The sequence below is a fragment of the Roseixanthobacter pseudopolyaromaticivorans genome (assembly GCF_043195145.2).
Taxonomy (GTDB): Bacteria; Pseudomonadota; Alphaproteobacteria; order Rhizobiales; family Xanthobacteraceae; genus NCEH01.
The window spans coordinates 2,497,501-2,522,386 of the sequence record NZ_CM195539.1 but is presented as its reverse complement, the minus strand read 5'-3'; the positions used below and the strand labels follow the sequence as shown (position 1 = coordinate 2,522,386).

The following is a 24,886-nucleotide window of genomic DNA, read 5'->3' as shown; positions in this document are numbered from 1 at the left end:
TAAGCAGGTGCTAGGGCTGGCCACGAAAGACGATGCACCCCTGCCGCCCCTGGCAGTGGATCTCGACGGCACGTTGACCGCCTCCGACACCCTGCACGAGGGCTGCCTCGCTTATGTAAAGAACGGGCTGCAGGATGTGGTCGATCTCGCGGCCCGCCTGGGCGAAGGCAAGGCCGCGTTCAAACGCGCGGTCGCCGACCGCACCGATTTCGATCCCGCGCTCCTGCCTTATAATGCTGAGCTGCTGAATTATCTGAAGGCGCAGAAGCGCGCCGGCCGCACCATCGCGCTGGTCACTGCCGCCGACCAATCCATCGCCGATGCGGTGGCCGCCCATCTCGGCCTGTTCGACATGGCGCGCGGCTCGCAGAACGGGGTCAACCTTTCCGGCGTGCGCAAGCTGGCGGTGATCCGGCAGATGCTGGGCGAGCGGTTCGTCTATGCCGGGGACGGCCCGGTGGATGCGCCGATTTTCGCTGCCGCCGAATCGGTGGTGCTGGTCGGCAATGTGGAGCGCCTCAAGCCGCTCCTGCCGGCGGGAAAGTCCATCGAGCAGGCGTTCCCGGTGAAGCGCGCCGGCGCACGCACCTGGGCGAAGGCGCTGCGGGTGCAGCATTGGGCGAAGAACGCGCTGGTGTTCGTGGCGCCCATCCTCGGCTTCAGCCATGCGACCCCCATGCTGGCGCTGAACGCAATCCTGCTGTTCTTCGCCATGGGCGTGCTCGCCTCGGCCACCTATATCGTCAACGATCTGCTGGACCTGCCCTCGGATCGCCAGCATCCGCGCAAGCGCAACCGCCCGTTCGCCGCCGGCGCCATTCCCCCGCGCGACGGCCTGCTCGCGGCGATCGGGCTGTTCATTCTCTCGGCCCTCATCGCCTCCGCCTTGCCGATTGCCGCGGCCGCCGCGCTCGCGGCCTATGCGGTGGTGACGCTGACCTATTCGCTGATCCTCAAGCGCCAGCCGATCATCGACGTGTTCGTGCTGGCGGGCCTGTTCACCTTGCGCGTGCTGGCCGGCAGCCTGCTGGCGCCGCAGCCGGTCTCGCCCTGGCTGCTCACCTTCTCCATGCTGATCTTCCTCGGCCTCGCCATGGTGAAGCGCTATGCGGAATTGAACCGGGTGGTGCAGGCGGGGGGTACGGGCGTCGTGTCGCGCGGCTACACGGTGCGCGATCTGCCCCTGCTGCTGGCCGCCGGCATCGCCAGCAGCTTCTCGGCCATCGTCATCTTCATGATCTATCTGATCAACGAGCAGTACCCGAGCGACATCTACCGGCATCCCGGCATGCTGTGGGCGCTGATGCCGCTGGTGCTGATCTGGGTGCTCCGGGTGTGGCATCTCACGGTGCACGGGCGCATGAGCGAAGATCCGGTGGTGTTCGCGCTGAAGGATCGCTTCTCGCTCCTGCTCGGGGTCCTGGCCTTGCTCACCTTGTGGGCGGCATCCTGATGGAGCCGGTCCGGCGCGCCTATCGCTCCTGGGGCGGCGTGCTGCGCGCCGAGAGCGAGGTGGTGCGCCCGCTCGATCCGAACCGTGCCGCGCGCTTTCTCCAGGGGCCGCCTGCCGCGCCGGCCATCGCCTACGGCTGCGGGCGCTCTTATGGGGATGTGGCGCTCAATCCCGGCGGGCTGCTGGTGGATACCCGGCATCTCGACTGCTTCATGGCGTTCGATCCCGAGACCGGCCTGCTCACGTGCGAGGCCGGGGTGCGGCTCGCGGATATTTTCGCGGTCATCTCCCGCCCGCTGCCGGACGGCTCGGGCTGGATGCTGCCGGTGGTGCCGGGCACGCGCTTCGTCAGCGTCGGCGGGGCCATCGCCAATGACGTGCACGGCAAGAACGACCATGCCTGTGGCAGCTTCGGCAATCATGTCGAGAGCCTGGAGCTGGCGCGCAGCGACGGCAGCCGGCTGATCTGCTCGCGCACGGAAAATCCCGGCCTGTTCTGCGCCACCATCGGCGGGCTGGGCCTGACCGGGCTGATCCTTGCCGCCACCCTGCGCCTGCGCAAGGTCAGCGGGCTGGCGCTGGAGAGCGAGGAGATCCGCTTCGGCCATCTCGACGATTTCTTCGCCCTGGATGCGGAGAGCGCCGAGGCCTGGGAATATACCGCCGCCTGGGTGGATTGCCTCGCCGGCGGGGCGCAGCTCGGGCGTGGCATCTATCTGCGGGCGCGGCACGCGCCGGGCGTCGGCGCGCCGCCGCCCTCGCGCGAAACGAAGATCGCGGTGCCCTTCGCCCCGCCCATTTCGGCGGTGAACGCCCTGTCCTTGCGCGCGTTCAATGCCGCCTACCTGCGCAAGCTCGGCCGTTCCGGGCGCAAAGCGCAGGTCGCCTCCTACGAGAAGACCTTCTTCCCGCTCGACGCCATCGGCCAGTGGAACAAGCTCTACGGCCCGCGCGGCTTCTACCAGTTCCAGGCGGTGATCCCGCCGCAGGCGGCGCGCGACGGCACGGCCGATCTGCTGCGCGCCATCGTGGATGCGGGGCAGGGCTCCATGCTGGTGGTGCTGAAGCGCTTCGGCACGGTGGGTTCGCCCGGCCTCATGTCCTTCCCCATGCCCGGCGTGACCTTGGCGCTGGACTTCCCCAATCTGGGGGACGACACGCTGCGCCTGCTGCGGCGGCTGGAGGATATCGTGGTCGCCGCGCGCGGGCGCATCTATCCCGCCAAGGATTTCTCCATGTCCGCCGAAACCTATGCGAAGGGCTATCCGGCCCTGTCCGCGTTCCGGCATTTCCTCGATCCCGCAATGTCCTCGGCGTTTTCGCGCCGCGTCGGCATTCACCCGGCGGAGGCCCAGAAGTGACCGAGACCGCACGCCGCGTCGCCATCTTCGGCGCCACCTCCGACATCGCCATCGCCTTTGCCCGCCGCTGCGCCGAGGCGCGCCAGCGCCTCGTGCTGGTGGGCCGCGACCGCGCCGCCCTTGATCGCCTCGCGGCGGACCTCTCGGTGCGCGGGGCGCCGCAGGTGGTGGTGCAGGAGGCTGATTTCACCCGCACGGCGGCGCTCGCGGCGGTGGCCGAGAGCGCCTGGACCGCGCTCGGCGGACTGGACGTGGCGCTCATCGCCTACGGCTCGCTGCCCGACCAGGCCCGCGTTTCCGCAGACGCTGCGGAAGGGGAGGCGGCGCTCGCGCTTAATTTCGTCAGCCCGGCCTTGCTCAGCGACGCGCTCGCCGCGCGCTTCGAGGCGCAACGGGCGGGCACCATCGCCGTCATTACTTCGGTGGCCGGCGACCGGGGGCGGCAGAGCAATTATCTCTACGGCGCCGCCAAGGGCGGCCTGCAGAAGTTCCTCGAAGGGCTGCGGCATCGCCTGTTCAAGGCGAATGTCGCGGTGCTCGATGTGCGCCCCGGTTTCGTCGCGACGAAAATGACCGCCCATCTGCCGCAGGGTGGCCCGCTGTGGGCGACGCCCGAGAAGGTGGCGGGCGATATCGATGCGGCCATCTCCAAGCGCGGCGCCGTGCTTTACACGCCCTGGTTCTGGTTCGGCATCATGGCCATCGTGCGCAACGTGCCGCGCCCGCTGTTCCACCGCAGCAAGCTCTGAACCGGAGCGGGATTTCCCGCTTTCGCGCCCCGCTGCGGCAGCCCCCTTGGCGGGCTCGCGCAAAGAGACGATTGCGACTTTCGGGCGCGGCCCTCACACTCCCCCCATAAGACCAGAAAATTTGGCTGGAAACGTAGGGGTGGATTCATGTTGGCATTGGTGGTGATCATCGCCTGCGGCCTGCTGGCCGTCGGCTACGGGGTCTGGGCCGGGCGCGCGGTCATGTCCGCCGATCCTGGAAACGCGCGGATGCAGGAGATTGCAGCCGCCATCGCGGAAGGCGCGCAGGCCTATCTCAAGCGCCAGTACACGACCATCGGGATCGTCGGCATCGTCATTTTCATTGCGGTTGGCTTTTTGCTGGGCTGGCTGGTGGCGGTCGGTTTCGCCGTGGGCGCGATTCTCTCGGCGCTTGCCGGCTTCATCGGCATGAACGTCTCGGTCCGCGCCAATGTGCGCACCGCCCAGGCGGCGACCAAGTCGCTCGCCGGCGGGCTGGACCTCGCGTTTAAGGCCGGCGCCGTCACCGGCCTGCTGGTGGCCGGACTCGCCCTGCTCGGGGTCACGGTCTATTTCGCCGTGCTCACCAAGGGCCTCGGCATGGCGCCGGGCAGCCGCACGGTGGTTGACGCGCTGGTGGCGCTCGGCTTCGGCGCCTCGCTGATCTCCATCTTCGCGCGTCTCGGCGGCGGCATCTTCACCAAGGGTGCGGACGTGGGCGGCGATCTGGTGGGCAAGGTGGAAGCCGGCATCCCGGAGGATGATCCGCGCAACCCCGCCACCATCGCCGACAATGTGGGCGACAATGTCGGCGATTGCGCCGGCATGGCCGCCGATTTGTTCGAGACCTATGTGGTGACGGTGGTGGCGACCATGGTGCTGGCGGCGATCTTCTTCGCCAATACGCCGGCGCTGGAATCCATGCTGCTCTATCCGCTCGCCATCGGCGGCGCGTGCATCATCACCTCGATTGCCGGCACCTTCTTCGTACGGCTCGGGCCCACGTCCTCGATCATGGGGGCGCTTTACAAGGGCTTCGGCGCGAGCGCCGGGCTCTCGGTGTTCGCCCTCGCCTTCGTCACCTGGGTGCTGGCGGGCTTCGGGCCGATTTCCGGCAGCGCCATCACCGGCACCAGCCTGTTCCTGGCCGGCGTGACCGGGCTGGCGGTGACCGGCGCCATCGTCGTCATCACCGAATATTACACCGGCACCGGCTATCGCCCGGTGGTGTCCATCGCCCAGGCCTCGGTGACCGGGCACGGCACCAACATCATCCAGGGACTTGCCATCTCGCTGGAATCCACCGCGCTGCCGACGCTGGTGATCATCGCCGGCATCCTGGTGGCCTATGGGCTCGCAGGCCTGTTCGGCATCGCGATCGCCGCGACCACCATGCTGGCGCTCGCGGGCATGGTGGTGGCGCTCGATGCCTTCGGCCCGGTGACGGACAATGCCGGCGGCATCGCGGAAATGGCCGGCCTTCCCCCGGAGGTGCGCCATTCCACCGACGCGCTGGACGCGGTGGGCAACACCACCAAGGCGGTGACCAAGGGCTATGCCATCGGCTCCGCCGGCCTCGGCGCGCTGGTGCTGTTCGCGGCCTACAGCCAGGATTTGAAGTTCTTCACCAGCACGGCCGCCCCCGGTTCCTATTTCGCCGGGGTCACGCCGAACTTCTCGCTGGAGAATCCCTATGTGGTGGTGGGTTTGCTGTTCGGCGGCCTGCTGCCGTTCCTGTTCGCGGCCATGGGCATGACGGCGGTGGGCCGGGCGGCCGGGGCCATCGTGGAAGAGGTGCGGCGCCAGTTCCGCGAGCATCCCGGCATCATGACCTATGCCGAGAAGCCGGATTATTCCCGCGCCGTGGATTTGCTCACCAAGGCGGCCATCAAGGAAATGGTCATTCCCTCCCTGCTGCCGGTGCTCTCGCCCATCGTGTGCTATTTCCTCATCTATCTGGTGGCGGGCGGCGGGGTGGCGGGCAAATCCGCCGCCTTCTCGGCGGTAGGCGCCATGCTGCTGGGCGTGATCGTCACCGGCTTGTTCGTCGCCATCTCCATGACCTCCGGCGGCGGCGCCTGGGACAATGCGAAGAAGTCGTTCGAGGACGGCTTCGTCGATAAGGACGGCGTGCGCCACTACAAGGGCTCGGAGGCCCACAAGGCCTCCGTCACCGGCGACACGGTGGGCGATCCCTACAAGGACACGGCGGGACCGGCCGTGAATCCCATGATCAAGATCACCAACATCGTCGCTTTGCTGCTGCTGGCGGTGCTGGCGCATTAGGGAGGCACCTCCGCGTCATTGGCGCGGGCGGCCCCCTCACCCTGACCCTATCCCCGGCGGGGAGAGGTCGACCGCGCAGCGGGCGGGTGAGGGGGCAAATTTGCGCTGTTCGCACCTGCGAAGGGCTGGCGGGACGCCGGCTTCCTGCTAGCCTCGCCGCATCGGCAAACGGGGACCGGGCGGCATGCTGGAGCGGGTGTTTCATCTCCAGGAGAACGGCACGCGGCCGGCGACCGAAATTCTCGCCGGCCTCACCACCTTCCTGACCATGAGCTATATCATCGTGGTCAATCCGCAGATCCTGGCGGCCGCCGGGATCGACCATGGCGCCGCCTTCACCGCCACCTGCCTTGCCGCCGCCCTCGGCACGCTGGCCATGGCGCTGCTGGCCAATTATCCCATCGCGCTCGCCCCCGGCATGGGGCTGAACGCCTATTTCGCCTTCACCGTCGTCCTGGGTATGCAGATTCCCTGGCAGGTGGCGCTTGGCGCCGTGTTCCTGTCGGGCCTGCTGTTCCTCGCCATCAGCGTGCTGCACATCCGCGAATGGCTGATCAATTCCATTCCCCTGTCGCTGAAGCTCGGCATCGCCGCCGGCATCGGGCTGTTCCTGGGCCTGCTCGGCTTCCAGGGCATGGGGCTCGTGGTGGCGAAGCCCGCGACCATGATCGGCCTCGGCGATCTGGAAAAGACCACGACCCTGCTTTCGGCGCTGGGCTTCCTGCTGATGGCGGGGCTCTCCGCCCGCAAGGTGCCGGGGGCGATCCTCATCGGCATCGCCGTCACCACATTGCTCGGGGTGCCGCTGGGCCTGACGAAATTCGACGGCTTCGTGGCCCTGCCGCCCTCGCTCGCGCCCACTTTCCTGCAGATGGACATCGCCGGCGCCGTCAAGCTCGGCGCGGTCAGCGTGGTGTTCACCTTCTTCCTGGTGGATGTGCTCGACAACATGGGCACGCTGATCGCCACCACCTTCCGCGCCGGGCTGATGCGCAAGGACGGCACGGTGCCGCGCCTGCGCGAAGTGCTGCTCGCCGACAGCGGCGGGGCGATGCTCGGCGCCGTGCTCGGCACCAGCACCACGACCTCCTATATCGAGAGCGCGGCCGGCATCCAGGCCGGCGGGCGCACGGGCCTTGCCTCGGTGGCGACGGCGCTCCTGTTTCTCGCCTGCTTGGTGTTCGCGCCCCTGGCCATGGCGGTGCCGGCCTTTGCCACCGCGCCGGCCATGGTGTTCGTGGCCTGCCTCATGGTCTCCGCGCTGCGCGCGGTGGATTTCGACGATCCGTGCGAATCGCTGCCGGCGGCAGCCACCGCGCTCGGCACCGTGTTCAGCTTCTCCATCGCCTCAGGCATCGGCATCGGCTTCATTACCTATGTGGCTGTGAATGTGGTTGCCGGCCGCGCCCGCAGCGTCAGCGGAGCGGTATGGATCATCGCCTTTGCCTCGGTCGTGAGCTTCGCATTGGAATGAGATCCGCGTGCCATGCAGGGCGCGGGGAGGTGCTGCGAAATCAGGCACTCTTTCATTGCCCGGCGCGATCGTGTAGGAACGCGCCCGACTGACATTTTCCGGACCTGTGCGCGGTTGCCGGCCTTTTGGCGGACGCCGGCGCGAAGACGTGGATTCCATGCAGACTGTTTTGATCGTCATTCATCTGATGGTGGTGCTCGCGCTGATCGGCGTGGTGCTGATCCAGCGTTCCGAGGGCGGTGGCCTGGGCATCGGCGGCGGGGGCGGCGGCTCCGGCGGCGGCTTCTTCACCGCGCGCGGAAGCGCCAATCTGCTGACGCGCGCCACCGCGATTCTCGCCGGCATCTTCTTTGTCACCTCCATTTCGCTGACCATTCTGGCCGGCTGGGGCCGCACCCCGCCGGCGTTGCTGAGCCCGGCCGCCCCGAGCGGCCCGTCGGTTCCCCAGAGCGGCGGCACCATTCTCGATCAGCTCCGCCAGCAGGCGCCGGCTGGCCAGGCCGCTCCCGCACCCGCGCCTGCCCCGGAAGCCGCTCCGGCGCCGAGCGGCCCGCAGGTTCCGAAGTCTCAGTGATCGTGTATCGCGGCGCTCCCGCCGCGATATGAGGTTCTCCACAGGCGAGGCGATGCCGGAACGGCATTGCTCTCGCCGAATCGCGTTTGCGCGGATTAGAGTTTAAGCCCATGGCGCGCTACATCTTCATCACCGGCGGCGTCGTGTCCTCGCTGGGCAAGGGCCTCGCTTCCGCAGCCTTGGGCGCGCTTCTTCAGGCGCGCGGCTATACGGTCCGGCTGCGCAAGCTGGACCCCTATCTGAACGTCGATCCGGGCACCATGAGCCCGTATCAGCATGGCGAAGTGTTCGTGACCGACGACGGGGCCGAGACCGACCTCGACCTCGGCCATTACGAGCGTTTCACCGGCCGCCCCGCCACCAAGCGGGACAATGTCACCACCGGCCGCATCTATCAGGACATCATCACCAAGGAGCGGCGCGGCGACTATCTCGGCGCCACGGTCCAGGTGATCCCGCACGTCACCAATGCCATCAAGGACTTCGTCCTGGAGGGCAACGAGGGGTACGATTTCGTGCTCATCGAGGTGGGCGGAACCGTGGGCGATATCGAGGGCCTGCCGTTCTTCGAGGCGACCCGCCAGCTCAAGAACGAGCTGCCGCGCGGCCATGCCATCTTCATCCATCTCACCCTGATGCCCTTCATCCCCTCCGCCGGGGAATTGAAGACCAAGCCGACCCAGCATTCGGTGAAGGAGCTGCGCTCCATCGGCATCCAGCCGGACATCCTGCTGTGCCGCACCGACCGGGCGATCCCGCGCGAGGAGCGGCGCAAGCTCTCGCTGTTCTGCAACGTGCGGGAAAGCGCGGTGATCGAGGCGCGGGACGTGGACAATATCTACGCCGTGCCCGCCGCCTATCATGCGGAAGGCCTCGATACCGAGGTGCTGGCCGCGTTCGGCATTGATCCGGCGCCGGCGCCCAACCTGAAGCGCTGGTCCACCATCGAGAACCGCGTGCGCAATCCGGAAGGCGAGGTCACCATCGCCGTGGTCGGCAAATATACCGGCCTGAAGGATGCCTATAAGTCGCTCATCGAGGCTTTGGCCCATGGCGGCATCGCCAACAAGGTGAAGGTCAATCTCGACTGGATCGAGAGCGAGACCTTCGAGCACGAAGACCCCGTGCCGTTCCTGGAGCATGTGCACGGCATCCTGGTGCCCGGCGGCTTCGGCCAGCGCGGGGCGGAAGGCAAGATCCGCGCGGCCCAGTTCGCCCGCGAGCGCAAGGTGCCCTATTTCGGCATCTGTTTCGGCATGCAGATGGCGGTGATCGAGGCGGCGCGGAACCTCGCCGGCGTGCACAATGCCAATTCCACCGAATTCGGCGAGACCAGCGAGCCGGTGGTGGGTCTGCTCACCGAATGGCTCAAGGGCAACGAGCTGGAGCGCCGCTCGGCGGCGGGGGACCTCGGCGGCACCATGCGGCTCGGCGCCTATCACGCGGTGCTCAATCCCGGCAGCCGGGTGGCCAATATCTATGGCGAGGGCGACATCTACGAGCGTCACCGTCATCGTTACGAAGTGAACACCGCCTATAAGGACCGGCTGGAACAGCACGGCCTTCGCTTCTCCGGCATGTCGCCCGACGGGCTGCTGCCGGAAATCGTGGAATATGCCGACCATCCCTGGTTCATCGGGGTGCAATTCCACCCGGAACTGAAGTCGCGGCCGTTTGAGCCGCATCCCTTGTTCGCGTCCTTCGTGGGCGCGGCCATGGAGCAGAGCCGGCTCGTCTAGCGCCGGTGCCTCCGATTTAAGGATTTCCCCATGCGCAGAGGTCTCGATCACGTCGTCCATGTGGTGCGCGACCTCGATGCGGCGGGGGAGGTCTATGACCTGCTCGGCTTCACGGTCAGCCCCCGCAATCGCCATCCCTGGGGCACCCAGAACCGCATCATCCAGATGCCGGGCTTCTTCATCGAGCTGCTGGAAATCTCCGAGCCGGAGAAGATTCCCGCCGGCACGCCGGAGCAGTTTTCCTTCGGCGCCTTCAACCGCGATTTCCTCGCCCGCAACGGGGAAGGCCTCTCCATGCTGGTGCTGGAAGGCACCGACCCGGCGGGAGAAAAGGCGACCTTCGATGCCGCCGGCTTCGGCGGGTTCGATCTGTTCGAGTTTTCGCGCATGGCGCGCCGGCCCGACGGGAACGACGTGGAAGTCGGCTTCTCGCTCGCCTTCGCCGTCGATCCGCTGGCGCCCGACGTGGGCTTCTTCACCTGCACGCAGCGCCGGCCGGAGAATTTCTGGTCGGCCGATCTGCAGCGCCATGCCAACGGCATCACCGGCGTATCCGGCGTGGTGCTGGTATCGGACAGCCTGGTGGATCACGTCAGCTTCCTCGACACGCTGACCGGCGTCACACCGCGCCGCGCCAGCGATGACTGGTATGTGGCGCAGACGCCGCGCGGCGAGATCGACCTGATGACCCGCGCCAATTTCACCCAGCGCTACGGCGTTCCGGCCCCCGCCGGCGAAGGCATGCGCCTCGCCGCCATCCGCTTCGATTCCCCCGGCGCCGCCAGCTTGCGCCGCTCGCTCCAGGCGCGCGGCATGGTGGAAGAGGCCATCGAAGGCATCGTGGTGGTGAAGCCGTCGAGCGCGCTTGGCGCCGCCATTGTGGTGGAGCGTCCCGCCGGCGCCGCTTGAAACTGCGGGATTGGACGCTAGAGTATTCTTATTGAGAAAATAATATTCTCAATGAGCGTGCCGCGCAGGCGCGCTGGAGCATTTTCGAGCGAAGCCGAACCGGTTCGCGTGAAGAAAATGCGCCAAAACAAGCTGTGGGTGCATTTCACCGTTTCAGAGAAACGATGAAATGCACCGGGGCGGGACGACCTTGCCCTTTTCGGTGGATCGGCGGGGACGACCCCGCCTGTACCGGAGCGTCTCATGTCTTGGGTTTACCTGGTCCTGGCCGGGATCGCGGAAATCGGCTGGGCCTATGGCTTGAAGCAAGCCGAGGGTTTCACCCGCCTGTGGCCGACCCTGTTCACAGCCGTCACCTTCACCGCCAGCATCGGTCTCTTGGGCCTCTCCCTGCGTGATCTTCCGCTGGGCACGGCCTATGCCGTGTGGACCGGCATCGGCCTCGTCGGCTCCGTGCTGGTCGGCATCTTCGTGCTGAACGAGCCCGCCGGCGCCCTTCGCCTCGGCTGCATCGGGCTGATCGCCGCCGGCATCGTGGGGCTGAAGCTGCTGACACCGGCCTAGGCGCAACCGGCCTTCAACCGAAGATAGAAAATAGCCCCGTCCCGGCCCGTTCGCAGCGACTGGCCGGGCCGGGGCACGTCATCCAGGCGGCACGCAATCCCGTCTGCCGAAGCGTTGGGGCGCTTGCCGAAATTCATCGCGCGAAATCGGGCCGAAAAGGCGGTGTTATCGCCCCGAGAAGCGCGGAAAACACGCTTCGATCCCATGTTCGTCTAGGCTAAGCTATTGTTTCACGTGAAACATTTTGCGGGGGCGGCGGCCGTGCACGCTATCCGGCGGACCTCTCAATTGGGGTCGATCAGCCGTTCCGCATTGCGATCATAGCGCCACATGGCGCCCGGCTGGAGGCGCGTTCCGCCCAGCCAGCGGTCGATGGCATTCTCGCAGGCATGGTCGAAAGCGCCCTTCAGCGCCGCCAGCCCGGCCTCGGTGATGGCGATCTCTGCGGCCGCGAAGGTGCGATAGGTGATTTCCTCCGGGCCCGCCGGCGTGCTCGCCTGGAACGGCTTGCACTCGCTGGAGGCGAAGGGCAGCCCCTCGATCAGCGGCTCGTGGGCGAAGGCAAGTCCGTCCAGCCGCAGGAAAAACGGCAGATCGGCGAGGAATTGCGCCTCGTCCATCTTGTGCACGGCGCCATAGACATGGGCGACGGTCTGCGGCCCGTCCGCCAGCTGGCGCAGGATGCGCTCCTCGGTCAGCGAAAGGCCGGTGCGCGGCGCCGGCAATTCTGCAAGCGCCCGGCGCAAGGCCGGCACGAGGAACGGCAGGGCCGGGATTTCCTGCTTCACGAACAGCGCCAGGGCGCGCGGCGTGGGCGCCGTGAACGCCTCCCAGGCCTCGCTTGCCGCCTCCAGCTGAACCGCGCTGACCCCGCAGGCCCGCCGCGCCAGATCATGCACCTGCGCCTCGTCCATGAGGCCGAGATAATGATCGGCCTGGATGAGCCGCAGCCCAAGCCGCTCCGGCTCGCGGGCGAAATAATTGAGCAATTGGATCAGCTGGAGCTGGTCGTAGAGGTCGTGCTCGAACCACAAATCCACGCAATTGAACGCGATGTGGATCTCCAGCTGCCCGTCGCGCTCGGCGAAGTCCGCCCGGACGGAATCGAACTCCAGCCCCAGCGACTGGGCGAGAAACGCCGCGCGGGCATCGGCCACGATGTCGAGCGAAGGGTCGGCGGGTACGGGGCCGTCGTGGAGCATGTCCCGCCAGGGCAGGAAATGGCCGGCAATGCCGCCGGCCTTCAGGCGTTCGACCGCCGCATCCCCATTGGTGATCACCAGGTTGGGCATGGTCATCCCCTTCCGCGATAGGGCGCAACTCCCGTCTCCGGCAGCCAGGCGCCTGCCGGCAGGTTGCCAGTCTGCCAGAAAACATCAATGGGTATGCCCCCCCTGGGATACCAATAGCCGGCGATTCGCAAAAACCGCGGCGCCAGCAGTCCCACCAGCCGCTTGCCGATGGCGATGGTGCAATCCTCGTGGAAGGCGCCATGGTTGCGGAAGCTGGCGAAATAGAGCTTCAGCGACTTGGATTCCACCAGGAACTGGTCCGGCACATAGTCGATGACCAGATGGGCGAAGTCCGGCTGTCCGGTGACCGGGCAGAGCGAGGTGAATTCGGGACAGGTGAAGCGGGCCACATAATCCACATCCGGGTGCGGGTTGGGCACGCGATCCAGCACCGCCGTTTCAGGCGAAGCGGGCAGGGCGGTCTCGCGACCGAGCTGGAGGTCGGCGGAAGTCATGACAAGTCCTTGCACGGCAAAAGATGGGTTCGCATCGGATTCTGGAACAGGACATTAGCCGAAAACGGGCAAGGTGCCGCTCCCATCGCCCCTTCGCAGCCGCGCGGGTTCGCGCTAGAAGCGGCCGCGACATCGGGCGCGCCTGGACATCTCGGCTCCAGGACCAAAGGGAGGGATATTCCAATGACCGCCATCGTCGATATCATCGGCCGCGAAATCCTGGACAGCCGCGGCAATCCCACGGTGGAAGTGGACGTGGTCCTGGAAGACGGGTCCCTCGGCCGCGCCGCGGTGCCGTCCGGCGCCTCCACGGGCGCCCATGAGGCGGTGGAGCTGCGCGACGGCGACACGTCCCGCTACGGCGGCAAGGGCGTGCTCAAGGCCGTGGATGCGGTCAACGGCGAGATCTTCGACGCCGTCGGCGGCTTCGATGCCGAGGACCAGGCCAAGCTCGACGCCACCCTGATCGCCCTCGACGGCACGCCCAACAAGGCCCGTCTCGGCGCCAATGCCATTCTCGGCGTATCACTGGCGGTGGCCAAGGCGGCGGCGATCTCCAACAATCTGCCGCTCTACCGTTATGTGGGCGGCGTGAACGCCCGCACCCTGCCGGTGCCGATGATGAACATCGTCAATGGCGGCGCCCATGCGGACAATCCCATCGACTTCCAGGAATTCATGATCCTGCCGGCGGGCGCCCCCACCTTCGCGGACGCGCTGCGGATCGGGTCGGAAATCTTCCAGACCTTGAAGAAGGGCCTCAAGGACGCCGGCCACAACACCAATGTGGGCGACGAAGGCGGCTTCGCGCCCAACCTGCTGAGCGCGGACGATGCGCTCTCCTTCATCATGAAGGCGATCGAGAAGGCCGGCTATCGGCCCGGCGAGGACGTGCTGCTCGGTCTCGACTGCGCGGCCACCGAATTCTTCAAGGACGGTGCCTATCATTACGAGGGCGAGAAGCTGGTCCGCGATATCGAGGCCCAGGTGAAGTATCTGGCCGATCTCGTGTCGCGCTATCCCATCGTCACCATCGAGGATGGCATGTCCGAGGATGACTGGGCGGGCTGGAAGCTCCTCACCGACACCATCGGCTCCAAGTGCCAGCTGGTGGGCGACGATCTGTTCGTCACCAACGTGACGCGCCTGTCGCGCGGCATCAAGGAAGCCACCGGCAACGCCATCCTGGTGAAGGTGAACCAGATCGGTTCGCTCACCGAGACGCTGGAGACGGTGGAGATGGCGCACAAGGCGGGTTATCGCGCCGTGATGTCCCACCGCTCCGGCGAGACCGAGGATTCCACCATCGCCGACCTGGCGGTGGCGACGAACTGCGGGCAGATCAAGACCGGCTCGCTCTCGCGGTCTGACCGCACCGCCAAGTATAACCAGCTGCTGCGGATCGAGCAGGAACTGGGCGATGCGGCGAAATACGCCGGCAAGGCTGCCCTGAAGGCGCTTGCCTGAGCCTTGGTCTGAAGCTTCAAGGATCGGAAGGGGCAGGGCGGAGACGCTCTGCCCCTTCCGCGTTTTTAGCGTCCGCCGCGAGTCTTAACTCCCCGGCAACCGCGATCGCGCAGGATGGCGCCATGCAAACACGCTCGCGCCTGCGCTCCTTCCTGTTCGTTTTGCTGCTCTACGTCCTCTCGGGGGGCGTCATCGGCTATTTTGCGTACCATGCCTATAACGGCCAGCATGGCCTGATGGCGAAGCGCAATTTCCAGGTGGAGATGGCGCAGCTCGAAAGCGAACTGGCGGCGCTGAAGGCGCAGCGGCGCGCGATCGAGAACAAGGTGTCCCTGCTCCAGGCCAATCGGCTCGATCCGGACCTGCTGGACGAGGAGGGGCGGCGGCAGCTCGATTTCGTCAATGCGAAGGATCTGGTGCTGCTAAAACCGCGTCCATGAACTTGTAATAAGTTCATGATGTCAATTAACTGAAACTCGGTTCAACTCAACAGAGTCAAGCGTTTGCAACGTGTTGCGGTGCAGCACGACGCAAATCTCGCTTTGAGCCGTGCCGGAGGTGCGGTAGAGACTCCTCGGTTCCAGCGTGTCCCGAGGATGAGATGGCCGTAAAAAAGGCAGCCGCCCGCACCGAAACCGCGCCGGGCGCGGTATCGGAGTTCAGCAAGGAACAGGAACTTCACGCCTATCGCGAGATGCTCCTGATCCGCCGGTTTGAGGAAAAGGCCGGCCAGATGTACGGCATGGGCCTCATCGGCGGCTTCTGCCACCTCTATATCGGCCAGGAGGCCGTGGTGGTCGGCATGCAGATGGCCATGAAGAAGGGTGATCAGGTGATCACCGGCTATCGCGACCATGGACACATGCTGTCCACCGGCATGGACGCCAAGGGCGTCATGGCCGAGCTGACCGGGCGTCGCGGCGGCTATTCCAAGGGCAAGGGCGGCTCGATGCATATGTTCAGCATCGAGAAGCAGTTTTTCGGCGGCCACGGCATCGTCGGCGCTCAGGTCTCGCTCGGCACCGGCCTCGCGTTCGCCAACCATTACCGCGACAACGGTTCGGTATCGGTGGTTTATTTCGGCGACGGCGCGGCCAACCAGGGCCAGGTCTATGAGAGCTTCAACATGGCCGAGCTGTGGAAGCTGCCGGCCGTGTACGTGATCGAAAACAACAAGTACGCCATGGGCACCTCGGTCAATCGCGCCTCCGCGCAGACTGACTTCTCTAAGCGCGGCACCTCGTTCAACATTCCCGGCGAGCAGGTGGACGGCATGGACGTGCGCGCGGTGAAGGCGGCCGCCGAACGCGCGCTCGGCTTAGCCCGCGACGGCAAGGGCCCCTATATCCTCGAAATGCAGACATACCGCTATCGCGGCCACTCCATGTCCGACCCGGCGAAATACCGGTCGAAGGAGGAGGTGCAGAAGATGCGGACCGAGCATGATCCCATCGAGCAGGTGCGCGCGCGCCTGCTGGAGAAAGGCCTCGTGAGCGAGGACGAGCTGAAGGGGATCGACGGCGAGATCCGCGAAATCGTCAATGCGGCCGCGGATTTCGCGACCAACGATCCCGAACCCGATCCCTCCGAGCTGTACACGGACATCCTGCGCTAAGGCGGCGGCCATGGCGATCCCGGCCCTCATTCTCCTTCTGGTCTCGCTTGCGGGTGCAGCCGCAAGCTGGGGTCTTGCGATCCGCGAAGGGATGAGGGCCGAGGCCGTCTCGGGCTCGCTGAGCGCTGGCCGGCAGGCACGGCTCGTGCTCTGGCCCTTTTCCGCCCGCCTGCGCGAGGGCGCGGCGCGCGATCACGCCCAGCGGGTCGGCAAGGCCCTCATCCTGTTCATCGCCTCCGTCACGGTCGCGGCCGCCGCGGCCTCCGCCTATACCAATCTCACGAGACAGCGTCCCGCCACGCCCGCCCCCGCGAGCGTCAGCGAGCCCGCGTCGAGCAAGAGCTGAGCTGAAGCCATGCCCATCGATATCCTCATGCCGGCCCTTTCCCCCACGATGGAGAAGGGCAATCTCACCAAATGGCTCAAAAAAGAGGGTGACAGCGTCAAGTCCGGCGATGTGATCGCTGAGATCGAGACCGACAAGGCCACCATGGAAGTGGAGGCGGTGGACGAGGGCATTCTCGGCAAGATCCTGATCCCCGAGGGTACGCAGGACGTTGCGGTGAATACGCCGATCGCCTCGATCCTCGGCGAGGGCGAGGATGCGAGCGCAGCTCCGGCGCCTGCCCAGAAGGCCGCCGAGAGCGCGCCGGTCGCCCCTTCGCCGTCCCCGGTTGCCGCGGCAGCGCCTGCCCCCCAGGCGGCCGTGCCGTCCGCCGTCGCCAATCCGCCCCAGGTGAAGAGCCAGCCTGATCCGGAGGTACCCGCCGGCACCGAGATGGTCACCATGACCGTACGCGAAGCCCTGCGCGACGCCATGGCCGAGGAAATGCGCCGCGACGCCGACGTGTTCGTGATGGGTGAAGAGGTCGCCGAATATCAGGGCGCCTATAAGATCACCCAGGGCCTGCTTCAGGAATTCGGCGCCAAGCGCGTGGTGGATACGCCCATCACCGAGCACGGCTTCGCCGGCATGGGCGTGGGCGCCGCCATGGCGGGCCTCAAGCCCATCGTCGAATTCATGACCTTCAACTTTGCCATGCAGGCGATCGACCAGATCATCAATTCCGCTGCCAAGACGCTCTATATGTCCGGCGGACAGGTGCATTGCTCCATCGTGTTCCGCGGCCCGAACGGCGCGGCCGCGCGCGTCGCCGCCCAGCACAGCCAGGATTACACCTCCTGGTACAGCCACATTCCCGGCCTCAAGGTGATCGCGCCCTATACCGCCGCCGATGCCAAGGGCCTGCTGAAGGCGGCGATCCGCGATCCCAATCCCATCATCTTCCTCGAGAACGAAATCCTCTACGGCCACTCCTTCGAGGTGCCGAAGCTGGACGATTACGTGCTCCCCATCGGCAAGGCGCGCATCGCCCGCGCCGGCAAGGACGTGACCCTCGTGGCCTGGTCCATCGGCATGACCTACGCGCTGAAGGCGGCCGAGGAACTGGCCAAGCAGGGCATCGAGGCGGAGGTCATCGACCTGCGCACCATCCGCCCCATGGACACCGCGACCATCATCGAGTCGGTGAAGAAGACCGGCCGCTGCGTCACGGTGGAAGAGGGCTGGGCCCAGTCCGGCGTCGGCGCGGAGATCTCCGCCCGCCTGATGGCCGATGCGTTTGATTATCTCGACGCCCCGGTCCTGCGCGTGACCGGCAAGGATGTGCCGATGCCTTATGCCGCCAATCTTGAAAAGCTCGCCTTGCCGACGGTCGCCGACGTGATCGAGGCCGTGCGCGCCGTGACCTATCGCTGAGGGGAAGACCAGATGCCCATCGAAATCCTGATGCCGGCCCTGTCTCCCACCATGGAGAAGGGCAACCTCGCCAAATGGCTCAAGAAGGAAGGCGACAGCGTCAAGTCCGGCGATGTGATCGCCGAGATCGAGACCGACAAGGCGACCATGGAAGTGGAAGCCGTCGATGAAGGCGTGATGGCGAAGATCCTAGTGCCCGAGGGCACCCAGGATGTTCCCGTGAACCAGCTCATCGCCGTGCTGGCCGGGGAGGGCGAGGACGCCAAGGCGGTCGCCTCCGGCGCCGGCGGCGCCAAGGCCCCGGCTGCCGCTCCGGCTCCGGCCGCCGCTGCTGCAGCGCCTGCCGCTGCCGCACCCGCCGCTGCCCCGGCTCCCGCGCCTGCGGCTGCTCCGGCGCCCGCTCCCGCGCCGGTTGCCGCCGCCCCGGCTGCGAACGGCCAGGGTGGGCGCGTGTTCGCGTCTCCGCTCGCCCGTCGCCTCGCCAAGGAGAAGGGCGTCGACCTTGCCGCGCTCCCCGGCTCCGGCCCCCATGGCCGTGTCGTCGCCCGCGATGTGGAAGGCGCCCAGCCCGGCGCGAAGCCGGCTGCAGCTCCCGCCACGGCGCCAGCGCCCGCGCCGGCCGCAGCGGCGCCCGCGCCGGCGAAGGCTGCCGTGAGCGGCCCGACCGCCGATCAGGTCAAGGCCATGTTCGAGGCGGGGTCCTTCGAGGAAGTCCAGCTCGACGGCATGCGCAAGACGATCGCCAAGCGGCTGGTGGAGAGCGAGCAGCTCACCCCCACCTTCTATCTCAGCGTGGATTGCGACCTCGACGATTTGATGAAGCTGCGCGAGACCGTCAATTCCATGGCCTCCAAGGACAAGGACGGCAAGCCGGTCTACCGCGTGTCGGTCAATGACTTCATCATCAAGGCCATGGCGCTGGCGCTTCAGAAGGTGCCGGCCGCCAATGCGGTGTGGGCCGAGGACCGGATCCTGCGCATGAAGAATTCCGACGTCGGCGTGGCGGTTGCCATCGACGGCGGGCTCTATGCCCCGGTCATCAAGAAGGCCGAGACGAAGACGCTCTCCGCCATCTCGAACGAGATGCGCGACCTCGCCTCGCGGGCCCGCAACAAGAAGCTGAAGCCGGAGGAATATTCCGGCGGCTCCACCTCCATCTCCAACCTCGGCATGATGGGCGTGCGCGATTTCGTGGCGATCATCAACGCCCCGCAATCCTCCATCATCGCCATCGGCGCGTCGGAGCAGCGGCCGGTGGTGCGCGGCGGCGAGATCAAGATCGTCACCCAGATGACCGCCACCCTCACCTGCGATCACCGGGTGATGGACGGAGCTTTGGGCGCGGAGCTTCTGGGCGCGTTCAAGGAGTTCGTCGAGAAGCCCATGACCATGCTGGTGTGACCCGTGCTGGTGTGACCCATGCTGGTGTGATCCATGCTCGCGAGGGCAGCGGCGCGCACTGTGACCGCCGGGCGGGTTTTCCCGTGCGGCAGATCAAAGGTCGCGCGGCGGCTTCGGTGTAGCAGGGCGGATGCGGCGGAAACGCCGCCGCGTCCAAGGCAGAACGAGGCAGACATGACCCACACGCCCCATCAGCTTGCCGCCGACTTCCCGGAGCTTGCCGGCAAGCTCCACGAGCTGCGCCAGAGCGACCCGCACTTCGCCAGCCTCGTCGCCGAGTACGACAAGGTGAACGAGGTGGTCCACAAGGCCGAGAGCGATCTCGAGCCCATGGACGATCTCGCGCTGGACACCGTGCGCAAGGAGCGCGTGCGGCTGAAGGATGAAATCTACGCTTATCTGACCCGCTGACGGCTGCGGCCCGGCGCTTGATGCGCCGGGCCCGGCCCGCCGGTCCTGTCGCCTGCCGAGGCCTTTGGCCGGCGCGCGCGGGGCGGGCACGGCCCCATTCCCACCCGGTCCCTTCTGCCGATGCGGTGCGTCCGGCGGCGCTGGAGGGGAAGGAGAGATCCATGGCTGACACCAATTTCGACATCATCGTCATCGGCGGCGGCCCGGGCGGCTATGTGGCCGCCATCCGCGCCGCCCAGCTCGGCTTCAAGACCGCGGTGGTGGAAAAGAGCCATCTTGGCGGCATCTGCCTGAACTGGGGCTGCATCCCCACCAAGGCGCTGCTGCGCTCGGCCGAGGTGTTCCATTATATGGAGCACGCCAAGGATTACGGCCTCTCCGCCGAGAAGGTGGGCTTCGACATCGGCGCCGTGGTGAAGCGCTCGCGCGGTGTCGCGGGCCAGCTCTCCACCGGCGTCGGCTTCCTGCTGAAGAAGAACAAGGTGGACGTGATCTGGGGCAAGGCGACCCTCACCGCCCCCGGCAAGCTGAAGGTGGAAGCGGCCGAGAATGCGCCGAAGGGCGCGCTCGGTGGCGGCGACTACACCGCCAAGCACATCATCGTCGCCACTGGCGCCCGCCCGCGCGCCCTGCCGGGCCTGGAGCCGGACAAGAAGCTGATCTGGACCTATTTCGAGGCCATGGTGCCGGACATCATGCCCAAGTCCCTGCTGGTCATGGGCTCGGGCGCCATCGGCATCGAGTTTGCGTCCTTCTACAAGACCATGGGCGCCGACGTGACGGTGGTCGAAGTGCTGCCGCAGATCCTCCCCGTTGAGGATGAGGAGATTGCCGCCCACGTGCGCAAGCGCCTGGAAAAGCAAGGCATGAAAATCCTCACCGGCGCCAAGGTGAGCGGAGTCACCAAGCATGGCGAGAACCTCACCGTCCATGTGGAGGACGACAAGGGCGTCAAGCACGACTTCACGGTGGACCGGATGATCTCCGCCGTCGGCGTGGTCGGCAATGTGGACAGCCTGGGCCTCGAAGCGGTGGGCGTGAAGATTGAGCGCGGCATCGTCGTGACCGATGGCTACGGCCGCACCAATGTGCCCGGCATCTACGCCATCGGTGATGTCGCCGGCGCGCCCATGCTCGCGCACAAGGCCGAGCATGAGGGCGTGATCTGCGTGGAGACCATCAAGGGGCTGCACACCCACCCCATCGACAAGAACAAGATTCCCGGCTGCACCTATTGCAACCCGCAGGTCGCCTCCATCGGCCTCACGGAAAAGAAGGCCAAGGAGCAGGGCCGGGAGGTCCGCGTCGGCCGCTTTCCTTTCATCGGCAACGGCAAGGCGATCGCGCTCGGCGAGCCCGAGGGCTTGGTGAAGACCATCTTCGACAAGAAGACCGGCGAATTGCTGGGCGCACATCTCGTGGGCGCGGAAGTCACCGAGCTGATCCAGGGCTTCATGATCGCCATGAATCTCGAAACCACGGAGGAAGAGCTGATCCACGCCATCTTCCCGCATCCGACGCTTTCGGAAACCATGCACGAGAGCGTGCTGGACGCGTACGGCCGCGTTATCCATATGTGAGGGGGCGCGGCGCGGGTCGGGCGGAAATGAAAGGCTGATCCATGAACGGCGAGACCTATGCAGCGTTGAGCCAGCCGGGGGTCGGCTTATTCACCATGATCCTGATCGGCCTGATCGCCGGCTGGATCGCGGAGCGGATCACCGACAGCGACCACGGGCTGCTGACGAACCTCGTGTTCGGCCTGATCGGGGCGTTCGTTGGCGGCAAGCTGGCGGAATTTGCGGATGTGCCGGTCTACGGCTTCTTCCGCACGCTGATCGCCGCCGTGATCGGCGCCATCATCGTGCTGTGGGTATGGCGCCGGATCCGCGCGCGGTAAAGCCTTGACCGGACCGGCGCTGCCGGCAGGTCAGCACTGCATCGCGCCGGCTCGACGCTGGCGCGTGGGAAGACTAGATTTTGAAGCGAATGCTTTTATCGCGCGCGAAAGTCGCCTGAAGATATGGTCACGCTCGTCAACACCCTGAACCGGCCGCGTCATCCGGAAAAGGCGCATCGCCCCGAAAGCGAGATCCTGCGCAAGCCGGAATGGATCCGCGTGAAGGCGCCGGGCTCGGCCGGCTGGTCGAAGACGGCGGAGATCGTGCGGGCAAACGGCCTGCACACGGTGTGCGAGGAAGCGGGCTGCCCCAATATCGGCGAGTGCTGGGAAAAGAAGCACGCCACCTTCATGATTATGGGCGACACGTGCACCCGCGCCTGCGCCTTCTGCAATGTGCGCACCGGGCTGCCGCAGGCGTTGGACCAGGACGAGCCGCAGAAGGTGGGCGAGGCGGTGGCCAAGCTCGGCCTCTCCCATGTGGTCATCACCTCGGTCGATCGGGACGATCTCGCGGACGGCGGCGCCGAGCATTTCGCCCGCACCATCCGCGCCATCCGGGCCGCAAGCCCCGGCACCACCATCGAAATTCTCACGCCTGATTTCCTGCGCAAGCCCGGCGCCATCGAGGTGGTGGTGGAGGCGAAGCCGGACGTGTTCAACCACAATCTTGAAACCGTGCCGGCAAAGTATCTCACTGTGCGGCCGGGCGCGCGCTATTTCCACTCGCTGCGCCTGTTGCAGCAGGTGAAGGAGCTGGACCCCTCCATCTTCACCAAGTCCGGTATCATGGTGGGCCTCGGCGAGGAGCGGAATGAGGTGCTCCAACTGATGGACGACCTGCGCTCGGCGGAAGTGGATTTCATCACCATCGGCCAATATCTCCAGCCCACCCGCAAGCACCACAAGGTGGAGCGCTTCGTGACGCCGGACGAATTCTCCGCCTTCGAGACGGTGGCTTATGCCAAGGGCTTCCTGATGGTGTCGTCGAGCCCGCTGACGCGCTCCTCGCACCATGCGGGCGATGATTTCGCGCGCCTGCGCAGCGCCCGCGAGGCAAAGCTCGGTCGGGTTTGAGCGCGTGCCATCTTTCTCCAGCAAGCGCGTGGTGAGCCATTCCGCGCCCGAGATGTTCGATCTCGTGGCGGATGTGGACCATTACCCGGAATTCGTTCCGCTCTGCCAATCCTTGCGGGTGCGCCGCCGCTCGCCGGGCGGGGAGGGCCAGGAGGTGCTCGTCGCGGATATGACGGTCGCCTACAAGTTGATCCGCGAGACCTTCACCTCGCGCGTCACCCTGGACCGGCCGAAGCTCACCATCCACGTGGAATATCTGGACGGGCCGTTCAGCCGCCTCGACAATCGCTGGGAGTTCCGCGACCTGGAGGGCGGCAAATGCGAGGTGAGCTTCTTTATCTCCTACGAATTCCGCTCGCGCACCCTTGGCCTGCTGATGGGCGCCATGTTCGACGCCGCCTTCCGCCGCTTCGCCGATGCGTTCGAGAAGCGGGCGGATGCGGTGTATGGAGCGGCCTGACGCCTAAAACCGCGCCAGCGTCTCCAGCATTTCCAGCGCGACAAGCACGGAGCGGGAGCGGATCTCGGCACGCTCCAGCGGGCCGAACCGCTCCTCGCGATGCACCAGCAGCCCTCCGCGCTTGGCCGCCGCGAAATGCACCAGGCCGACCGGCTTTTCCTCAGATCCCCCGCCCGGACCCGCGACACCGGTGATGGCGACTGCCAAGCCCGTGCCGGCCGCCGCCAGCGCACCCTTCGCCATGGCCCGCGCGGTCTCCTCGCTCACCGCGCCATGGGCGGCGAGGATCGCCTCGGGCACGCCCAGCATCGCCATCTTGGCGGCGTTGGAATAGGTGACGAAGCCACGATCCACCACATCGGAGGAGCCGGCGATGTCGGTCAGCGCGCCGATCACCAGCCCGCCGGTGCAGGATTCGGCGGTGGCGAGGGTGAGGCCGGCGGCGCGGCAGGCTTCGAGCACGCGGCGGGCACGGTCTTGGGTTTCCAGATCGCTCACAACGCGTCCTCCTCGGGCAGGCGGATGGTGGCGGAAGCCATGGCGGCGATGCCTTCGCGCCGGCCGGTGAAGCCGAGCCGCTCGGTGGTGGTGGCCTTCACGCTGATGCGGCCGAGAGCGACGCCCGTGATTTCGCTGATGCGCGTGCGGATCGCGTCACGGTGCGGGCCGATCTTAGGCGCCTCGCAGATCAATGTGAGGTCGAGATGGGCGACGTTGCCGCCGCGCGCGCGCACCTTGTCCAGCGCGAATACAAGGAAGCGATCGGACGTGGCACCCTTCCATTGCGGGTCGGAGGGGGGGAAATGGGCGCCGATATCGCCGTCGCACAGGGCACCGAGCACGGCATCGGTGAGCGCATGCAGGCCCACGTCGGCATCCGAATGGCCGTCGAGCCCCTTGTCGAACGGAATGGCGAGGCCGCCGAGCATCACATGGTCGCCGGGACCGAAGGCATGGACATCGAAGCCGGTGCCGGTGCGCACATCGGTGAGCGGGGTCGCGCCGTCGCGGGCGGCGCGGGCGAGATCGTCGGCACTGGTGAGTTTCATATTGCCCGCTTCTCCTTCGAACGTCGCGACTTTGTGCCCCGACCATTCCATCACGGCGGCGTCGTCGGTGAGGCCGCCGACACCGCTGCGTTCCGCCTTGAGATGAGCGGCGCGCAGCATGTCATAGCGGAAAGCCTGGGGAGTCTGCACGGCGCGCAGCGTGGCGCGGACCGGCGTCGACGCGACCGTCCCAAAGCCATCGACCACCTTGATCGTGTCGGTGACGCCGGTCACCGGCACGGCGGCGCCGTGGGCGGCGGCCGCTTCGATGGCGCGAGAGATCAGGGCGGGGGTGAAAAACGGGCGGGCGGCGTCATGCACCAGCACGAGGTCCGGAACCTCGCCGGCCAGCGCTTCGAGGCCGGCGCGCACCGAATCCTGCCGCTCGCGCCCGCCCGGCACCGCCAGCCGCACCTTGGGCAAGCCCTCGGCGGCGGCGGCGAAGCGGGCTTCGTCGTCGGGGTGAATCACAACCTGGACGGTGTGAATTTCGGGATGCTCAGCGAATAGGCGCAAGGTGCGCCGCAGGACGGTTTCCCCGCCGAGCAGATGATATTGTTTGGGCAACGGGCCGCCGGCGCGGGTTCCGCGACCCGCCGCCACCACGATGACCGCGCACGTTGCCATGGAGACCATTCCCTTTTTGCGTCATTTGCTCCTTGAACCGCGCCCTTAGCTGCTGCGCAAGGGGACAAAAAAGCGGCGGACGCCTGCGCCTTCGGCAGCCTTCGCGCTGCACCATGGGGCTCATTGCAAAGCTGCCCTTGCGCGTGCACCGCAATTGTCTAGAATGTAGGCACTCCCTAGGTGGCCTAAAATCTGTGCAAGATCTTCTTCCTTCATCCCTTTCGGTTGTTCGAATCGGTCCCTATGCCCTGCCGAACCCGGTGG

24 protein-coding genes are annotated in these 24,886 nt (G+C 66.5%); 20 read left to right on the top strand and 4 right to left on the bottom strand.

The annotated features are described in order from the left end of the window. Nucleotides 1-7 precede the first annotated feature (7 nt). From V5F68_RS12140 to V5F68_RS12100, 9 genes are all read left to right on the top strand, one after another. Entirely contained in the window at nucleotides 8-1,453 is a 1,446-nt protein-coding gene (locus V5F68_RS12140; protein WP_394014974.1) for a UbiA family prenyltransferase, read from the top strand. Next, complete coding sequence (locus V5F68_RS12135) at nucleotides 1,453-2,814, top strand: FAD-binding oxidoreductase (RefSeq protein ID WP_394014973.1); 1,362 nt, start codon at nucleotides 1,453-1,455, stop codon at nucleotides 2,812-2,814. Before V5F68_RS12140 ends, V5F68_RS12135 begins: the two co-directional genes overlap by 1 nt. Then, nucleotides 2,811-3,563: an SDR family oxidoreductase gene (locus tag V5F68_RS12130; RefSeq protein ID WP_394014972.1), complete on the top strand. Its 753-nt coding sequence runs from the start codon at nucleotides 2,811-2,813 to the stop codon at nucleotides 3,561-3,563. Before V5F68_RS12135 ends, V5F68_RS12130 begins: the two co-directional genes overlap by 4 nt. 147 nt (nucleotides 3,564-3,710) lie before the next feature. Continuing rightward, nucleotides 3,711-5,849 carry a sodium-translocating pyrophosphatase gene (locus tag V5F68_RS12125; RefSeq protein WP_348844868.1) on the top strand — a complete coding sequence of 713 codons (2,139 nt, stop codon included), beginning with the start codon at nucleotides 3,711-3,713 and terminating at the stop codon, nucleotides 5,847-5,849. A 184-nt stretch (nucleotides 5,850-6,033) separates the two neighbouring features. After that, nucleotides 6,034-7,323 carry an NCS2 family permease gene (locus tag V5F68_RS12120; protein ID WP_394014971.1) on the top strand — a complete coding sequence of 430 codons (1,290 nt, stop codon included), beginning with the start codon at nucleotides 6,034-6,036 and terminating at the stop codon, nucleotides 7,321-7,323. Between the two features lie 157 nt (nucleotides 7,324-7,480). Further along, entirely contained in the window at nucleotides 7,481-7,897 is a 417-nt protein-coding gene (secG, locus tag V5F68_RS12115) for a preprotein translocase subunit SecG (protein WP_394014970.1), read from the top strand. A gap of 110 nt (nucleotides 7,898-8,007) precedes the next feature. Next, nucleotides 8,008-9,636 carry a CTP synthase gene (gene pyrG, locus V5F68_RS12110; RefSeq protein ID WP_394014969.1) on the top strand — a complete coding sequence of 543 codons (1,629 nt, stop codon included), beginning with the start codon at nucleotides 8,008-8,010 and terminating at the stop codon, nucleotides 9,634-9,636. A gap of 30 nt (nucleotides 9,637-9,666) precedes the next feature. Further along, complete coding sequence (locus V5F68_RS12105; RefSeq protein WP_394014968.1) at nucleotides 9,667-10,545, top strand: VOC family protein; 879 nt, start codon at nucleotides 9,667-9,669, stop codon at nucleotides 10,543-10,545. A gap of 243 nt (nucleotides 10,546-10,788) precedes the next feature. After that, nucleotides 10,789-11,109 carry a DMT family transporter gene (locus tag V5F68_RS12100; protein ID WP_394014967.1) on the top strand — a complete coding sequence of 107 codons (321 nt, stop codon included), beginning with the start codon at nucleotides 10,789-10,791 and terminating at the stop codon, nucleotides 11,107-11,109. A gap of 284 nt (nucleotides 11,110-11,393) precedes the next feature. Here V5F68_RS12100 and V5F68_RS12095 read toward each other — a convergent pair whose 3' ends face one another. Beyond that, nucleotides 11,394-12,401, bottom strand: a complete 1,008-nt coding sequence (locus tag V5F68_RS12095) for a hypothetical protein (RefSeq protein WP_394014966.1) — start codon at nucleotides 12,399-12,401, stop codon at nucleotides 11,394-11,396. 2 nt (nucleotides 12,402-12,403) lie between these two features. Beyond that, nucleotides 12,404-12,856 (bottom strand): preQ(1) synthase, encoded by a 453-nt coding sequence (queF, locus tag V5F68_RS12090; RefSeq protein WP_394014965.1) that lies wholly within the window; start codon nucleotides 12,854-12,856, stop codon nucleotides 12,404-12,406. A gap of 183 nt (nucleotides 12,857-13,039) precedes the next feature. Here queF and eno point away from each other — a divergent pair, with 183 nt between their 5' ends. From eno to V5F68_RS12035, 11 genes are all read left to right on the top strand, one after another. Continuing rightward, the gene (gene eno / locus V5F68_RS12085) at nucleotides 13,040-14,323 is read left to right on the top strand and encodes a phosphopyruvate hydratase (protein WP_394014964.1); all 1,284 of its coding nucleotides are present in this window, start codon (nucleotides 13,040-13,042) and stop codon (nucleotides 14,321-14,323) included. A gap of 122 nt (nucleotides 14,324-14,445) precedes the next feature. Beyond that, nucleotides 14,446-14,763 carry an FtsB family cell division protein gene (locus tag V5F68_RS12080; RefSeq protein ID WP_394014963.1) on the top strand — a complete coding sequence of 106 codons (318 nt, stop codon included), beginning with the start codon at nucleotides 14,446-14,448 and terminating at the stop codon, nucleotides 14,761-14,763. Between the two features lie 161 nt (nucleotides 14,764-14,924). Then, nucleotides 14,925-15,938 carry a pyruvate dehydrogenase (acetyl-transferring) E1 component subunit alpha gene (pdhA, locus tag V5F68_RS12075; protein ID WP_394014962.1) on the top strand — a complete coding sequence of 338 codons (1,014 nt, stop codon included), beginning with the start codon at nucleotides 14,925-14,927 and terminating at the stop codon, nucleotides 15,936-15,938. 10 nt (nucleotides 15,939-15,948) lie between these two features. After that, a complete protein-coding gene (locus V5F68_RS12070; protein ID WP_394014961.1) occupies nucleotides 15,949-16,284 on the top strand; it encodes a hypothetical protein in 336 nt (111 codons plus the stop codon). A gap of 9 nt (nucleotides 16,285-16,293) precedes the next feature. Beyond that, the gene (locus V5F68_RS12065; RefSeq protein ID WP_394014960.1) at nucleotides 16,294-17,697 is read left to right on the top strand and encodes a pyruvate dehydrogenase complex E1 component subunit beta; all 1,404 of its coding nucleotides are present in this window, start codon (nucleotides 16,294-16,296) and stop codon (nucleotides 17,695-17,697) included. A 12-nt stretch (nucleotides 17,698-17,709) separates the two neighbouring features. Beyond that, entirely contained in the window at nucleotides 17,710-19,098 is a 1,389-nt protein-coding gene (locus tag V5F68_RS12060; RefSeq protein WP_394014959.1) for a pyruvate dehydrogenase complex dihydrolipoamide acetyltransferase, read from the top strand. A gap of 174 nt (nucleotides 19,099-19,272) precedes the next feature. Next, a complete protein-coding gene (locus V5F68_RS12055; protein ID WP_348844882.1) occupies nucleotides 19,273-19,509 on the top strand; it encodes an HP1242/YdcH family protein in 237 nt (78 codons plus the stop codon). Nucleotides 19,510-19,670: 161 nt separating this feature from the next. Continuing rightward, nucleotides 19,671-21,089 carry a dihydrolipoyl dehydrogenase gene (gene lpdA / locus V5F68_RS12050; protein WP_394014958.1) on the top strand — a complete coding sequence of 473 codons (1,419 nt, stop codon included), beginning with the start codon at nucleotides 19,671-19,673 and terminating at the stop codon, nucleotides 21,087-21,089. A 41-nt stretch (nucleotides 21,090-21,130) separates the two neighbouring features. Then, nucleotides 21,131-21,409 (top strand): GlsB/YeaQ/YmgE family stress response membrane protein, encoded by a 279-nt coding sequence (locus V5F68_RS12045; RefSeq protein ID WP_394014957.1) that lies wholly within the window; start codon nucleotides 21,131-21,133, stop codon nucleotides 21,407-21,409. A 123-nt stretch (nucleotides 21,410-21,532) separates the two neighbouring features. After that, nucleotides 21,533-22,486 (top strand): lipoyl synthase, encoded by a 954-nt coding sequence (lipA, locus tag V5F68_RS12040; protein WP_394014956.1) that lies wholly within the window; start codon nucleotides 21,533-21,535, stop codon nucleotides 22,484-22,486. 4 nt (nucleotides 22,487-22,490) lie between these two features. Continuing rightward, entirely contained in the window at nucleotides 22,491-22,946 is a 456-nt protein-coding gene (locus tag V5F68_RS12035) for a type II toxin-antitoxin system RatA family toxin (protein ID WP_394014955.1), read from the top strand. 3 nt (nucleotides 22,947-22,949) lie between these two features. On the opposite strand, the gene V5F68_RS12030 is transcribed toward V5F68_RS12035, so the two are convergent. Together V5F68_RS12030 and V5F68_RS12025 are read right to left on the bottom strand one after the other, a co-directional pair. Continuing rightward, the gene (locus tag V5F68_RS12030; protein ID WP_394014954.1) at nucleotides 22,950-23,444 is read right to left on the bottom strand and encodes a CinA family protein; all 495 of its coding nucleotides are present in this window, start codon (nucleotides 23,442-23,444) and stop codon (nucleotides 22,950-22,952) included. Further along, the gene (locus tag V5F68_RS12025; RefSeq protein ID WP_394014953.1) at nucleotides 23,441-24,631 is read right to left on the bottom strand and encodes a bifunctional 2-C-methyl-D-erythritol 4-phosphate cytidylyltransferase/2-C-methyl-D-erythritol 2,4-cyclodiphosphate synthase; all 1,191 of its coding nucleotides are present in this window, start codon (nucleotides 24,629-24,631) and stop codon (nucleotides 23,441-23,443) included. The genes V5F68_RS12030 and V5F68_RS12025 overlap by 4 nt, the downstream gene beginning before the upstream one ends. Between the last annotated feature and the right edge of the window lie 255 nt (nucleotides 24,632-24,886).

What these genes read in the sequence shown, in the direction of transcription:
- V5F68_RS12105 (WP_394014968.1), top strand. Translation starts at nt 9,667, where the DNA reads ATGCGCAGAGGTCTCGATCACGTCGTCCATGTGGTGCGCGACCTCGAT.
- V5F68_RS12095 (WP_394014966.1), bottom strand. Translation starts at nt 12,401, where the DNA reads ATGCCCAACCTGGTGATCACCAATGGGGATGCGGCGGTCGAACGCCTG.
- V5F68_RS12065 (WP_394014960.1), top strand. Translation starts at nt 16,294, where the DNA reads ATGCCCATCGATATCCTCATGCCGGCCCTTTCCCCCACGATGGAGAAG.
- V5F68_RS12055 (WP_348844882.1), top strand. Translation starts at nt 19,273, where the DNA reads ATGACCCACACGCCCCATCAGCTTGCCGCCGACTTCCCGGAGCTTGCC.
- V5F68_RS12070 (WP_394014961.1), top strand. Translation starts at nt 15,949, where the DNA reads ATGGCGATCCCGGCCCTCATTCTCCTTCTGGTCTCGCTTGCGGGTGCA.
- V5F68_RS12135 (WP_394014973.1), top strand. Translation starts at nt 1,453, where the DNA reads ATGGAGCCGGTCCGGCGCGCCTATCGCTCCTGGGGCGGCGTGCTGCGC.
- V5F68_RS12120 (WP_394014971.1), top strand. Translation starts at nt 6,034, where the DNA reads ATGCTGGAGCGGGTGTTTCATCTCCAGGAGAACGGCACGCGGCCGGCG.
- lipA (WP_394014956.1), top strand. Translation starts at nt 21,533, where the DNA reads ATGGTCACGCTCGTCAACACCCTGAACCGGCCGCGTCATCCGGAAAAG.
- lpdA (WP_394014958.1), top strand. Translation starts at nt 19,671, where the DNA reads ATGGCTGACACCAATTTCGACATCATCGTCATCGGCGGCGGCCCGGGC.
- V5F68_RS12060 (WP_394014959.1), top strand. Translation starts at nt 17,710, where the DNA reads ATGCCCATCGAAATCCTGATGCCGGCCCTGTCTCCCACCATGGAGAAG.
- V5F68_RS12100 (WP_394014967.1), top strand. Translation starts at nt 10,789, where the DNA reads ATGTCTTGGGTTTACCTGGTCCTGGCCGGGATCGCGGAAATCGGCTGG.
- pyrG (WP_394014969.1), top strand. Translation starts at nt 8,008, where the DNA reads ATGGCGCGCTACATCTTCATCACCGGCGGCGTCGTGTCCTCGCTGGGC.
- V5F68_RS12080 (WP_394014963.1), top strand. Translation starts at nt 14,446, where the DNA reads ATGCAAACACGCTCGCGCCTGCGCTCCTTCCTGTTCGTTTTGCTGCTC.
- eno (WP_394014964.1), top strand. Translation starts at nt 13,040, where the DNA reads ATGACCGCCATCGTCGATATCATCGGCCGCGAAATCCTGGACAGCCGC.
- queF (WP_394014965.1), bottom strand. Translation starts at nt 12,856, where the DNA reads ATGACTTCCGCCGACCTCCAGCTCGGTCGCGAGACCGCCCTGCCCGCT.
- secG (WP_394014970.1), top strand. Translation starts at nt 7,481, where the DNA reads ATGCAGACTGTTTTGATCGTCATTCATCTGATGGTGGTGCTCGCGCTG.
- pdhA (WP_394014962.1), top strand. Translation starts at nt 14,925, where the DNA reads ATGGCCGTAAAAAAGGCAGCCGCCCGCACCGAAACCGCGCCGGGCGCG.
- V5F68_RS12025 (WP_394014953.1), bottom strand. Translation starts at nt 24,631, where the DNA reads ATGGTCTCCATGGCAACGTGCGCGGTCATCGTGGTGGCGGCGGGTCGC.
- V5F68_RS12125 (WP_348844868.1), top strand. Translation starts at nt 3,711, where the DNA reads ATGTTGGCATTGGTGGTGATCATCGCCTGCGGCCTGCTGGCCGTCGGC.
- V5F68_RS12045 (WP_394014957.1), top strand. Translation starts at nt 21,131, where the DNA reads ATGAACGGCGAGACCTATGCAGCGTTGAGCCAGCCGGGGGTCGGCTTA.